This window comes from Bradyrhizobium sp. WSM2254 (assembly GCF_000472645.1).
Classification (GTDB): Bacteria; Pseudomonadota; Alphaproteobacteria; order Rhizobiales; family Xanthobacteraceae; genus Bradyrhizobium; species Bradyrhizobium niftali.
On record NZ_AXAB01000002.1, the window covers coordinates 286,352 to 298,732 of the forward strand.

A 12,381-nucleotide genomic window follows, 5' to 3' on the forward strand; every position below is an offset into this window, starting at 1 on the left:
AAAGCGTATAGCGGCGGCCATGTCGAACCTCACTGCCGCCGCGCCGGCCGACCCGATCCCCGAATGCCCGCACTGTCAGAAGCCGATGCCGCTGTGCATCTGCGACAGTGTCACGCCCGTTGAGAATCGCCTCGGCCTCCTGATCCTCCAGCACCCGCAGGAGCAGGACAGGGCGCTCGGCACCGCGCGGTTGACCGCGAAGCACTTCCCCAAGGCCGTGGTGCGCGTCGGCCTGTCCTGGCCGAGCCTGTCCAAGGCGCTGGGGCAGCCGGTCGAGAATGCCTCCCATTGGGCCGTGCTCTATCTCGGCTCGGCCCGCGCCGCCGATCTCGAGGCCGAGGGCGAGATCGTGGCGCTGACCCGCAAGGGCGAGATCGCCGAGAACCAGCGCGCGATCCTCGGCAAGCTCGAAGGAATCGTGCTGCTCGACGGCACCTGGAGCCAGGCCAAGGCGCTGTGGTGGCGCAATCCCTGGATGCTGAAATGCCAGCGCGTGATTCTCAACCCGTCGCGCCCCTCGCGCTACGGGCGGCTGCGCAAGGAGCCGCGCAAGGACGGGCTGTCGACCATCGAGGCGGCCGCGACGATGCTTTCCGGTCTCGAACGGCGGCCCGACATTGCCGAGACCTTGCACGCGAGTTTCGAGCGGATGCTGGCGCGCTACCGCGAGGTCCAGGAGGAGATGCCCGAGCTGGCGCCCAAGCCGGTGGTCAAGGACCGCCGGCGCGGTGTCCGGCGCGGCAAGCGAGCCTGACTTCGGTCCACATCGGAAAGAGGCCGTTGCGGCCAAAGTCGGACGAAGGCGGTTGCCTAAGCCATTGATCCCCTATATTGGTCCGCCCTTACGGGGCCACGTGGCGGAGTGGTTACGCAACGGTCTGCAAAACCGTGTACACCAGTTCAATTCTGGTCGTGGCCTCCATCACAAGCTTCTGATTTTTCAGCAAAAATCAAATTCAGCGCGGGTTCCGCCGATGCCGCTCGCCGCCGGCTGCCGGGGTGAGGCGGAACGCTACCACCGGGTTTGCCCGGGGCTTGGCGGGAACCAGCGATTCAGGCCCGATGGCATAGACTTCGCATCTGCGAAGTGATGCATCAGGAACTGAAAGCTGGAGAACACGTGAGCGACGTCGTTCGATTTGTCCCGAAATCCGAGCTGGAGCGGGCTCGCCTCATCCGCGAGGCGCGCGCGATCTATGACAGCATCTTTCCGCCGGCCGCACCCGACCGGGTGCCGCAGGACGGCGAGGAGCGCGTCAAGAATTGATCGTGGCCGTGCCGGTCCCGGCGCGTGGCGATGCCGAACCGCCCAGCAGGCGGGCGCATCCGCTCACGGTGAAGCTGGCCTCAGCAGGCCGCGTACCAGCCGTCCGGAAACGGCAGGATGGGCCAGGCGCCCTCATTGTCATTGGCGGCTTTGGGCGTTGCGTCGAAGCTCCACGAGCGGGGCACGAATTCCTCCTCCGGCGCGGGCGCAAAATCGTCATGGACAATGGCGTCGCGGACGGCATCCAGCAGCAAGTTGAATTCGGCTTCGCTCATCGCACCCTCCGGAACGCGGATGGCGCAATGTCGCAAAGCCGGTTTGTTTCCCGATTGACCCGATCGCTCGCATTTTAACGATCCGGCGATCGGGTCCCGTATGGTTAGCGATTCCTGAAAAATCCCCGCGAGAACTTGGCATCCCGGGCCGGCCGCCAGTGTGAATGAGATCATCTCGGCGGTTTATTTCTCCTACCCCTTCGCACACCGGCCAACGCGGGCCGGGGCGGGCAGGGCAGACAGGAGACTTCGTCATGAAGGCAAGGTTCTTGCGGCTTGCGGGTGTGAGGAGCCGGGCGCGCCGCGCCTCGACGGTCGGGCTGTTCCTGACGCTGTTTGCTTCCGCGGCTCACGCGCAGCAGGGAACGCCCGAGCAGCGCCGGGCCTGCACTCCCGACGTCTACCGGCTCTGCGCCGGCGAAATCCCCAATGTCCGCGCCATCACGGCCTGCCTGCGCCGTAACCGCTCAAGCTTGAGCGAGGCTTGCCGCACCCAGTTCGATCAGGCCGGTGGCTGACATACCAGGTCTGTGAGTTTGTGCGCAGCAAGTGGCTCGTGCGGGCTCGCGAATCCGGCATAGTCACCCTGTGGATATGTTGCGGATAGGCTGTGGAGGAACGACGATCTGCTTCGGACCTCGCACATAGATACGTCCGGAACCCGTCATATCTCTGTCAAATGACCCAACCGAATGATTCCCTAATCGTGCCGACCACGGCCTATTACGAAATCATTTGGTTCTCCCGAATTCGGAATCGCGTATCGCCGCACCCAAAGCCTGCGAACAGTTTTTGTGCAGGGGCTTGCCCAAATCGCGGGCCCCCACCGTCCAATTTTTTGTACGCCCGCGGACAAGCTTTCCCCGGCGCACTCCACCTAGGCTCGCTCCCGAGATCTGGAACATGGCCAGTGCCATGACAATTCGAAGGAGCTGGAGATGGAGAGACGGGTATTGCCCCAAATACGGCGGAACGTGCGGCGGGGGATCGCACGCGCAAATTTGCCGTGGCGCAAGGTCGCGCTCGGCGCCGCCATCGCTCTCGGCGTTCTCGCCGCTGCACCGCTGAGCGCGCAGGCCGCAGCGCCCGCCGCCTGTGCCGCGCTCCAGGAGAAATATCCGGACTGGAAGGGCAAGACGCTCGTCAACGCCATCAACCCGCACACGCCGGGCTATGAGACGATCGACCCGAAGGATCCCAGCAAATATATCGGTTTCGACATCGATCTTGGCGAGGCCATCGGCGAATGCCTCGGCTTCAAGTTGACCTACAAGCCGGTGACGTTCGCGGCACTCCTCACCACGCTCGCCGCAGGACAAGCCGACATCGTCATCTCCGACATCTACGCCACGAAGGAGCGCGCCAAGGCCGCCGACTTCATCACCTATTCGAAGGTGTTCGACGGCGTGCTGGTCGCCAAGGGCAATCCGAAGGGCATCAACGGCATCAACATGTCGATGTGCGGCGCGGCTGCCGCCGAAAACACCGGTTATGTCGAGGTGCCCCTGATCCAGGCCCTGATGCCGGAGTGCAAGAAGGCCGGCAAGCCCGAGCCGACCGTCCAGCTCTACGACAACAACGCCAACTGCATCCAGGCCATCCTCGCCGGTCGCGCCGACACCTATGTCAACGACGTCAACACCGTCGACAGCGCGGTGAAGGCCTATCCGGACAAGCTGGAGAAGGCGATCGCGGTGACGATCCCGTATTCGGTCGGCATCGCCGTTCCCAAGGACAAGCCGAAATTCCGCGACGCCGTGCTCGCCGCGCTGATCGAGGTGCAGAAGGCCGGCACGCACATGGAGCTTCTGAAGAAGCATGGGCTCGACGTGAACAACTTCAAGGAGCCGGACATCCTGACGGCCGACTAGAGCAGCGGGCAGCCGCTGCCCGACTTCACCTCTCCCCGGCGGGGAGGGGTGAAGCACGCGCCTGAATGTCCTTCTTCAACAAAGATCGCCCCGCCCCGATGACGGTCGACTGATGTCGCTGTTCTTCCATTACCTGAGCATGCCGTACCTGCTCGAGGGCATCGAGCTCACCCTCGAGGTGACCGCCCTCGGGCTCGGCGGCGGACTGATCCTCGGATTGATCCTCGCCGGCATGCAGCTCTCCCGCTTCTGGCTGCTGGCGGCGATCGCCAGGGCCTACACCGTGATCTTCCGCGGCACGCCGCTGATCCTGCAGATGGTGTTCGCCTACGACGCGCTGCCGCATATCGGCATCAAGCTGCCGGCGGTGCTGGCGGCCGGCCTCGCGCTCGCCTGCAACGAGGCGCCATTCATCGCCGAGATGCTGCGGGCCGGCGTGCTCGGCGTCGATCGCGGCCAAGTGACCGCGGGCCAGGCGCTCGGCATGACGCCGCGGATCCTGATGTGGCGGGTGATCGCGCCGCAAGCGATCCGCACCATGATCCCGGCCTTCGGCAACGAGGCCGTCAGCGCGCTGAAGAATTCCTCGCTGGCCTCCGTCGTCGCGGTCCAGGAGCTGACCTTGCGCTCGACCCAGCTGGCGTCCTCGACCTTCGACTTCTTCTCGATCTTCTTTGCCTCGGGTCTTCTGTATCTCGTGCTGACCTTTGCCATCAGTGCCATCCAGCTGTTCGTCGAATGGCTGCTCGATCTCGATCGGGCCAAGGGGCGCCAGCGCAAGCTTGCCGATTACCTGCCGTGGCGCCGCGTCGATCTCGGCACCAAGCTCGAACTTGCCGCGATCGCCGTTGATGATCCGGAGCCCGCACCGGCAGAGCTGACCGCCACGCCGCCGCTGGCGCTGACCCGCGAGGAGCGAACCCGCCGCGCCGCGACCATCGCGCGCAACAACATCGCGGTCGAGGCCAGGGACCTCACCAAGAGCTATGGCGCCCAAAAGGTGCTCGATGGTCTGGACCTGACGGTCCGCGTCGGCGAGGTGGTGGCGCTGCTCGGCCCCAGCGGCTCCGGCAAGAGCACGCTGCTCCGCTGCGTCAATCATCTCGAAAACTGGGACGCCGGCACCGTGCGCGTCGGCGGCCGACGCCTCGGCTTCGGCGAGAACGGCAAGCCGCTGTCACCCCGCGACCTCGCCAACGAACGGGCCAGCGTTGGCGTCGGCATGGTGTTCCAGCAGTTCAACTTGTTCGCGCACCTCTCGGCCAGGGAGAACATCGCCGGCCCCTTGCGCTGGGTCCACGGCATGACCCGGATCGATGCCGAGCGCCGCGCCACCGAGCTGCTCGACCGGGTCGGGCTGTCGCATCGCGCCGATGCGCTGCCGCGGCATCTGTCCGGCGGCCAGCAGCAGCGCGTCGCCATCGCCCGCGCGCTTGCACCGAACCCGAGCGTGCTGCTGCTGGACGAGCCGACCTCCGCGCTCGATCCCGAGCTCGTCAGCGAGGTGCTGGAGGTGATCCGGCGGCTCGCCATCGACGACGGCCTCACCATGATCATCTCGACGCACCAGATCCGCTTCGCCGATGAAGTCGCCGACCGCGTCGCCTTCCTGAGCGGCGGCGCGATCATCGAGGAGGGGCCGGCGCACGAGGTTCTCACCAACCCCCGCAATCCGCTGACCGCGCGTTTCCTCAGCGTGATGGAAGCCGACAAGATTCCGGAGGCGGTGCGATGAGCGCCGTCGCCACAAGATCCAAGCCCCCCGAAGAGGCCACGTCATGAAGCATTTCACGCTGCCGGTTTCGCCGCGAACCGTCCACTGGGGCTATTTCTCCAAGAAGGTCGCTCCGGCCCTGACGCTGCGCTCCGGCGATCGCGCCACCATCGAGACGCTGACCCATCATGCCAACGACGATTACGAGCGCATGATCGCGGGCGATCCCGGCGCCGAAAGCGTGTTCCAGTGGACGCGCGAGCACAAGGCGGTCGCGCGCCGCGGCTCGGGTCCGGTCGAAGGTCCCTTCATCCGCGGCGCAGGCGAGGGGATCGGCGTGCATCTCCTCACCGGGCCGGTCGCGATCGAGGGCGCCGAGCCCGGCGACATCCTGGAGGTTCGCATCCTCGACGTCCGGCCGCGGCCGAGCTGTAGCGCCTGCCATGCCGGCCGCTGCTTCGGCTCCAACGTCGCGGCGAACTGGGGCTTTCACTATCACGACCTGATCGAGGAGCCGAAGCCGCGCGAGGTCGTCACCATCTTCGAGCTCGATACCTCGGGCGAGCCCTACGCCAAGGCGGTCTACAACTACGTCTGGACGCCGCAGACCGACCCCGACGGCATCGTGCATCCGACCATCGACTATCCCGGCGTCCGCGTCGATCACGCCACCATCAAGAAGCGCGAGAACATTCTCGCAAGTGTGAAGGTGCCCGCACGATTGCATTTCGGCACCATGGGCCTTGCGCCATCGGAAGCCGATTTCGTCAGCTCGATCCCGCCGAGCTACACCGGCGGCAACATCGACGACTGGCGCATCGGCAAGGGCGCGCGGATGTTCTATCCGGTCGCGGTCCCCGGCGCCTATTTCTCGGTCGGCGATCCCCACGCCGCGCAAGGCGACAGCGAGCTCGGCGGCACCGCGATCGAGACATCGCTGACCGGCGATTTCGAATTCATCCTGCACAAGAAGGCCGACCTCGCCGGCACCAATCTGGAAGGTCTCGACCATCCCATGCTCGAGACCGATCAGGCCTGGTCGTTCTACGGCTTCACCTATGCGAACTATCTCGCCGCGCTCGGCGCCGACGCACAAACCGAGATTGCCAATCACAGCAGTCTCGACCGCGCGATGCGCGATGCCTTCCGCAAGCTGCGCCGGTTCCTGATGACCGTGCATCGCCTCAGTGAGGACGAGGCGATCTCGCTGATGTCGGTCGGCGCCGATTTCGGCGTCACCCAGGTGGTCGACGCCAATTGGGGCGTGCACGGCACGATCCGCAAGAACATCTTCCGGTGCGACTAGATCTCTGCGTCTTGTCATTCCGGGGCGACGCAAAGCGTCGAACCCGGAATCCATTTCACCACCGTCTTCTGCGCCCGATGGATTCCGGGTTCGCGCTTGCGCGCGCCCCGGAATGACGAGCGTCAATACGAGCTCATCATGCTCTAACACGTTGAAGGTTAGCCTGTTTTCGGAATGAGAGGATGACCAACGAACCCCATTTGCGGCCCGTCGCGGCGACGGAGGATCGCGTGCGTCTGGCACGGAGGTTGCTTCGATCGACGGCAGTCTGGGTCGATCCGATGAGCTTCCGGCCGTTCACAAGCGAGTCCTATGCGCAAGACGACCGCCCCGAAGCCTGGCGGGACGTGCTGGCTGCCGTCGGCCTGCAACCCGCGACCGGCCATCCCTTCCTCGATGGGCACGCAACGGCGTCGCATCGCCAGGCCTCGGGCGTCGCGCTGACGCGTATGGCCGCGGGCGCGCAAAGCATCGCGCCGCTCGCGCAAGCGAGTGAAGAGCTTCCGATCGCGCTGATACCGGTCGAGGACGGCATGGTGCTCAAGAGCGCCCGCGGCCACCGCATCGTTCCCGTCGGCCATCTCGTGCTGCTGCCGCGCAGCGGGGGGGACTGGAGCATCGTGTTCCAGCGCGACATGCGGGCCATCGTGTTGTCGGTGACGTCGGAAGCGCTGCACGGACGCCTCTCGGGCAAGCCGCGGCTCGGCGAGCCCCGGGTCGTTCCGCCCAGCGGCTTTGCCGATGTGTTCTCGCGCTTGCTGGATGCCACCGCGCGCACGCTCGACACCTTGAGCGATGCCGAATGGAATGCGGTCGCGCAGAGCCTCGTCGACCTCCTGCTGACGCTCGCGCATCAACTGGCGGCCTCGACATCCGATGCCGGATCGAGCGCGACACAGGCCGCGCTGCTGCACCGGATCTGCCAGACCATCGAACGCCGGCTCGACGATCCCGAGTTGGTGCCCGCGCGCGTCGCGCAGGCCGAGGGAATTTCCGAGCGCTACTTGCAGAAGCTGTTCGAGACGGTCGGCGACAATTTCACCCATTACGTCCGCGAACGCCGGCTCCAGCGCGCCTGGGCCGACCTGTCCAATCCGACCGAGGCGCATCGCTCGATCTCCGAGATCGCCTACGCCTATGGCTTTGGCGATTCCGCGCATTTCAGCCGCGCCTTCCGCCACCGCTTCGGCCTGCCGCCGCGCGAGTTCCGCCAGCAGGAGGCGGAGCGCGCGACGTCGCAGCACGGGATCACCGGCCAGCGCGGCTGGCCGCAGGAGGCGCTGGCGCAGCTCCGCGCGCATCAGGTGGGTGCGGAGGTGCGCAGCAATGTGCTGCGTGCAGCCTCCGATGAACCGAGAACGGCTGGACGCAAGCACCATCATCTACCGATCGAGGCCAATCGTGTTCATTGGGGCTATTTCAGCCGCTCGCTCTCGCCGCAGCTCGAGATCGCCTCGGGCGATACCATCACCATCGAGACGCTGACCCAGCACGCCTCCGACGACCCCGAGCTGATGATCGCGGGCGACGCCGCCGCCGAAAGCGTGTTCGGCTGGACCAGGCAGAAGAAGAACGTGGATCGTCGCGGCGCCGGCCCGATGGACGCCAGCGTGTTCGGTCGCGGCGCCGGCGAAGGCTTTGGCGTGCACATCTGCACCGGCCCCGTGGCGGTGAAGGATGCCCAGCCCGGCGACGTGCTGGAGGTGCGGATCCTCGACATCGTGCCGCGCGCGAGCCGCCATCCGAAACATGCGGGCCGCGTGTTCGGTTCCTCGGTCGCGGCCTGGTGGGGCTATCATTACGACGAGTTCCTGTCTGGACCGAAGCCCCGCGAGGCGGTGACGATCTACGAGATATTCGACGATGCCGATGCGCCGCATGCCCGCGCGCTGTATTCCTATCGCTGGGAGCCGCAGACCGATCCGTTCGGCGTCGTGCACCCCACCTACGATTATCCCGGCGTTCCCGTCGCGCCCGGCACCGTGAAGCGGCGCCATGCGGTACTCGACGGCATCCGCATTCCCTTGCGGCCACATTTCGGCGTGATCGCGGTGGCGCCGCGCGAGGTTGATTTCATCGACTCCGTGCCGCCGTCCTATTTCGGCGGCAATCTGGACAATTGGCGGCTGGGGAAGGGGGCGGCCGTCTACCTTCCGGTCTCCGTTCCCGGCGCGCTGCTGTCGGTCGGCGATCCCCACGCGGCGCAGGGCGACGGCGAGTTGAGCGGCACCGCGATCGAATGCTCGATGACCGGCACTTTCGAGGTGATCCTGCACAAGAAGGCCGACCTTGCCGGCCGCCCCTTCGCCGATCTCTCCTATCCCCTGATCGAGACCGCGACCGACTGGGTGCTGACCGGCTTCAGCCATCCCAACTATCTCGCCGAATTCGGCGCGCAGGGGCAGAGCGAGGTCTACGCAAAATCCTCGCTCGACCTTGCCATGAAGGATGCCTTCCGCAAGATGCGGCGCTTCCTGATGAACGTGAAGGGTCTCAGCGAGGACGAGGCGATCGCGCTGATGTCGGCCGCCGTCGATTTTGGCGTCACGCAGGTCGTCGACGGCAATTGGGGGGTACACGCCATCCTCAGCAAGCGCCTGTTCGAGAGCGCACCGTAACAAGGACAGTCCAGGTGAAATTCCACATGATCAGCGGCGGACCGAAGCCGGTCGCGCCCTTCAGCCACGCCGTCGAGACCGACGGCTTTGTATTCGTCACCGGCCAGATGCCGGACACGCCGCAAACGCCGGGCGTGCTGCCCGACGGCATCGTGGCGCAGACGCGAGCCGTCATGGAGAATCTGAAGGTGGTCCTCTCAGGCCTCGATCTCGGCCTCGAGCACGTCGTGATGACGCGGATCTACCTCACGCGTTTCAAGGAAGACTATACGGCTATGAACGAGACCTACCGCACGTACTTTGCGCCCGGCCGGCTGCCGGCCCGCACCTGCGTCGGCGTCACAGGGCTTGCCTATGACGCGCTGATCGAGATCGACCTGGTGTGCCGCCGGCCGTGAGGCATGCGTACTTCGTAGCTTTCGTAGCCCGGATGAGCGAAGCGATATCCGGGATCTCTGTATCCGCGGGCACGAACCCCGGATATCGCTTCGCTCATCCGGGCTACAAGACCTTGCGTTGCCCGACGGGCAAGACACGCAAGATGCCGGTCAACGCGCGGCCACTAAAATATTCCACTTTACCGAAATTCGGCTTTGGCGTAGTCATGCGCCACCTCATCCCGGTCAGAGGGGCGTATCGCGATCGTCACGACATGCGGGGTGGGCGGCGGTGGACGCTAGTCACATCGGCGCGATAGGCATCGCAGGGCGGGAAACCGTGAGCGACTGCCTTCGCGCACACGACCGGTGTGATCTGCGTACGGCAAAACCGTGTCGTCCTGGCGCCCGGGGTCTGTGCGCCAAGTCTTGCGGTGATGTGGCGGCCCGACCGGGCACGCGCATCAGCGATCGGCAAGGCGACGGGGGCAATAGTGCATCGCTCCCCGGGGAGAACTCGGCATAAGCCGTCAAACCACTGCGCAGGGAAGGCCGTGTGTTGGGCTTCACCTGTATGCCGCTGTGCAGATTNTTGTNGCCACCTTTCGCACAGTGGACCGTGGGTGCCCGGCCGGCACCCGGTCTTCCCTGCGCCCTCTGACAGACGAGGGTGTCGCGATGAAGCAAAGCTCGGGCGAGATGAGCCGCGAGGATGCAAAGGTGTGTCCAATTGCACGCGCGCAGAATGACGCGGGCAAGGTCTATCACCGTCATCCTGAGGTGCCGAAGCGAAGCGGAGGCCTCGAAGGGTGAACGGCCCGGCTGTATCCCGGCCGTTCATCCTTCGAGGCTCCCGATGGGGCGCACCGCGCCCCATCGCTCGCACCTCAGGATGACGGAGCCAGGCAACAGCGACATATGCTCCCTCCACTTCATCTCAAATTGCAACCCGCGCGTGCAAGAAGTCTTGATCGGCTGTGATCTAGGGGTGAAGGGCCAGCCTTGAACGCGCCAGAGCCCGCCAGCGACTAACCCATGGAGTGCCCAAGGATCAGTGGAACGTGATCGAGCTTCCCCTTCCTAAAGCACCAAAATGGTGCTTTAGTGCTTTCCATGAGCCAGTCGCCCCGAAACGCGCCGTCGGCGCTGCGTTACAGGCTTGCCCCTGATCCGGCCGCCAAGGCCGCCATGGAGGCGACGTTTAGGGCTTATGACCGCATGATGGAGATCCTGGATGAGGTCGCGCGGACCCATAATGTGGGTTCCAACGTGGTCCTGCTCCACGCCCACGCCTATGAGCCGATCCGGAAAGAAACCGCTCTGCCGTCGCGGCTGGTGACGCTGGGCTTGCGTGACCGCGCCGACTATCGCGCCGCCCAAGGTCGCCGCCTGCCGCTCGACGACAAGCTCGCCAAGATCAAGGGTCCCGCCACCATTTCGATTGCGACCGTGCAAGGGCGCTTCAGCGTGCCCTTCGACTACGCCGGTTATGCCGAGGGCTGGGGGCAGAGCGCGCCCGCACACCTGATCCGCACCGACGACGGCTTTGAAGTTCACTACGGCGTCACGCCGAACAGTCTGCCAGAGGAGGAGAACGCCATGGATACCATCGCTGCCGCCCCCGACAATTTCCTGTCCCGGGTCGGGCGCCTGATCGCCGGGATCGCCTATGACGCGATCGAGCAGGCGGAAGGCAAGAACAAGCTGAAAGTGGTCGGCCAGGCCATCCGCGAGATCGAGCGTGCCGAGAGCGAGGCACGCGACGCGCTGGCGGCTGCGCGTGCCGAGGAATACCGCCTCAACGCGCGCCGCACCGAGATCGAGCGCGAGATGAACGATCTCACTGCCAAGATCGAGAGCGTGATCGCTGACAGCCGCGACGATCTCGCGCGCGCCGGCATCGCGCGGCAGATGGACCTGGAGGCGCAGTTCGAGGTGCTCTCCCGCGCCATCGACGAGAACAATGAGAAGATCGAGCAATGCGTGACGTCCCTGCGCGCCGTGCTGTCGGCATTGCAAGATGCCGAGCAGCGCCGCGCCGATCTCGCAAAGAGCGAGGCGGTCGCAAGTCACCAGGCCTCGACGTCGCCCGGGAAGCCCGGCGGTGCCTCGGCAGCGGCGAAGGCGCTACGTGCGGGCAGGGCGGTGGCGCGCGCCACCGGCGTTCCCGCAGCCATCCCGTTTTCAAGTGACATCGACAAGCTCAGTACGTTGCATCGCGACAAGGAGATTGCAGCGAGGCTGGCGCGGTTGAAGTCGCGCTCCTGAGTAATGTGTCATGAGCGCACTGCTCGAACACGTCATGGCGCCGGAGGTCAGGCCGTTCGCTATCGCGGCGGCCATGATCGTCATCGTCGGCTCGCTCGAGGTGATCACGATGCTGGTCGGAGCCTCCTTGAGCGAGATGCTCGGCACCGGCATCGATTTCAGTCACCCCAGCGATAACGGCGTGCTCAACGCCATTTCGTGGATCAATGTCGGCGGCGTGCCGCTGCTGATCTTCCTGCTGCTGATGCTCGGCGCCTTCTCGATCACCGGATTCCTGATCCAGGACATCGCCCGGCTGGTCGCCGGTCCCTTGCCGGCAACGATCGCCTCGATCGGGGCCGTCGCCGCCTCGGTTCCGCTGGTCCGCGTCACCAGCCGCGCCATCGCGCGGGCCATTCCCAAAGATGAAAGCTATGCCGTCGGCCTCGGCGACCTCGTCGGCCGCGTCGGCGAGGTCGTCATCGGTCCGCTCGATCAGGGGCCGCCCGGCCGCGTCAGCGTCGCCGACGTCCACGGCAACAGGCACTTCGTCTGGGCGGTCGCGGCGCCCGTATCGGGACCATTGGAGCAGGGAACCATGGTCCTTCTGGTCGATCGCGTCGGCACCCGCTTCGTGGCGGTGAAGGCCGACGATGAACTGAAGCCGTCCAAGCCGACTCTAAGCAGTTAGCCAGCCAAAGCTCAT

The 12,381-nt window shown here is 65.5% G+C and carries 11 protein-coding genes and 1 tRNA gene; 11 read left to right on the top strand and 1 reads right to left on the bottom strand.

Annotated elements, in window-relative coordinates; translation table 11 throughout:
* Positions 1-19: 19 nt before the first annotated feature.
* The 3 genes from A3M7_RS0103850 to A3M7_RS49490 all read left to right on the top strand — a co-directional run bounded on the left by A3M7_RS0103850 (position 20) and on the right by A3M7_RS49490 (position 1,267).
* Positions 20-754: a tRNA-uridine aminocarboxypropyltransferase gene (locus A3M7_RS0103850; RefSeq protein ID WP_027542735.1), complete on the top strand. Its 735-nt coding sequence runs from the start codon at positions 20-22 to the stop codon at positions 752-754.
* 94 nt (positions 755-848) lie between these two features.
* Positions 849-922 (top strand) — tRNA-Cys (locus A3M7_RS0103855).
* 198 nt (positions 923-1,120) lie between these two features.
* Complete coding sequence (locus tag A3M7_RS49490) at positions 1,121-1,267, top strand: hypothetical protein (RefSeq protein ID WP_165448159.1); 147 nt, start codon at positions 1,121-1,123, stop codon at positions 1,265-1,267.
* Between the two features lie 80 nt (positions 1,268-1,347).
* Here the strand turns inward: A3M7_RS49490 and A3M7_RS48240 are convergent, their stop codons facing one another.
* Positions 1,348-1,542: a hypothetical protein gene (locus tag A3M7_RS48240; RefSeq protein WP_027542736.1), complete on the bottom strand. Its 195-nt coding sequence runs from the start codon at positions 1,540-1,542 to the stop codon at positions 1,348-1,350.
* A 254-nt stretch (positions 1,543-1,796) separates the two neighbouring features.
* On the opposite strand from A3M7_RS48240, the gene A3M7_RS0103870 reads away from it, so the two are divergent.
* The 8 genes from A3M7_RS0103870 (at position 1,797) to A3M7_RS0103905 (ending at position 12,366) form a co-directional block, all read left to right on the top strand.
* On the top strand, positions 1,797-2,060 hold the full coding sequence (locus A3M7_RS0103870) for a hypothetical protein (protein WP_027542737.1): 264 nt from the start codon (positions 1,797-1,799) through the stop codon (positions 2,058-2,060).
* 420 nt (positions 2,061-2,480) lie between these two features.
* Positions 2,481-3,413 (top strand): ABC transporter substrate-binding protein, encoded by a 933-nt coding sequence (locus tag A3M7_RS0103875; RefSeq protein ID WP_027542738.1) that lies wholly within the window; start codon positions 2,481-2,483, stop codon positions 3,411-3,413.
* A 112-nt stretch (positions 3,414-3,525) separates the two neighbouring features.
* Positions 3,526-5,148, top strand: a complete 1,623-nt coding sequence (locus A3M7_RS0103880) for an amino acid ABC transporter permease/ATP-binding protein (RefSeq protein WP_027542739.1) — start codon at positions 3,526-3,528, stop codon at positions 5,146-5,148.
* Between the two features lie 43 nt (positions 5,149-5,191).
* Positions 5,192-6,433: an acetamidase/formamidase family protein gene (locus A3M7_RS0103885; protein ID WP_027542740.1), complete on the top strand. Its 1,242-nt coding sequence runs from the start codon at positions 5,192-5,194 to the stop codon at positions 6,431-6,433.
* A gap of 281 nt (positions 6,434-6,714) precedes the next feature.
* Entirely contained in the window at positions 6,715-9,051 is a 2,337-nt protein-coding gene (locus A3M7_RS0103890; RefSeq protein ID WP_027542741.1) for an acetamidase/formamidase family protein, read from the top strand.
* A gap of 14 nt (positions 9,052-9,065) precedes the next feature.
* A complete protein-coding gene (locus tag A3M7_RS0103895; RefSeq protein ID WP_027542742.1) occupies positions 9,066-9,449 on the top strand; it encodes a RidA family protein in 384 nt (127 codons plus the stop codon).
* Between the two features lie 1,083 nt (positions 9,450-10,532).
* Positions 10,533-11,696, top strand: coding sequence for a PspA/IM30 family protein (locus A3M7_RS0103900; protein ID WP_027542743.1), 1,164 nt, complete (start codon positions 10,533-10,535; stop codon positions 11,694-11,696).
* Positions 11,697-11,706: 10 nt separating this feature from the next.
* The gene (locus A3M7_RS0103905; RefSeq protein ID WP_027542744.1) at positions 11,707-12,366 is read left to right on the top strand and encodes an OB-fold-containig protein; all 660 of its coding nucleotides are present in this window, start codon (positions 11,707-11,709) and stop codon (positions 12,364-12,366) included.
* Positions 12,367-12,381 lie beyond the last annotated feature (15 nt).

What these genes read in the sequence shown, in the direction of transcription:
- A3M7_RS0103890 (WP_027542741.1), top strand. Translation starts at nt 6,715, where the DNA reads ATGAGCTTCCGGCCGTTCACAAGCGAGTCCTATGCGCAAGACGACCGC.
- A3M7_RS0103880 (WP_027542739.1), top strand. Translation starts at nt 3,526, where the DNA reads ATGTCGCTGTTCTTCCATTACCTGAGCATGCCGTACCTGCTCGAGGGC.
- A3M7_RS0103905 (WP_027542744.1), top strand. Translation starts at nt 11,707, where the DNA reads ATGAGCGCACTGCTCGAACACGTCATGGCGCCGGAGGTCAGGCCGTTC.
- A3M7_RS0103870 (WP_027542737.1), top strand. Translation starts at nt 1,797, where the DNA reads ATGAAGGCAAGGTTCTTGCGGCTTGCGGGTGTGAGGAGCCGGGCGCGC.
- A3M7_RS0103885 (WP_027542740.1), top strand. Translation starts at nt 5,192, where the DNA reads ATGAAGCATTTCACGCTGCCGGTTTCGCCGCGAACCGTCCACTGGGGC.
- A3M7_RS0103875 (WP_027542738.1), top strand. Translation starts at nt 2,481, where the DNA reads ATGGAGAGACGGGTATTGCCCCAAATACGGCGGAACGTGCGGCGGGGG.
- A3M7_RS0103850 (WP_027542735.1), top strand. Translation starts at nt 20, where the DNA reads ATGTCGAACCTCACTGCCGCCGCGCCGGCCGACCCGATCCCCGAATGC.
- A3M7_RS48240 (WP_027542736.1), bottom strand. Translation starts at nt 1,542, where the DNA reads ATGAGCGAAGCCGAATTCAACTTGCTGCTGGATGCCGTCCGCGACGCC.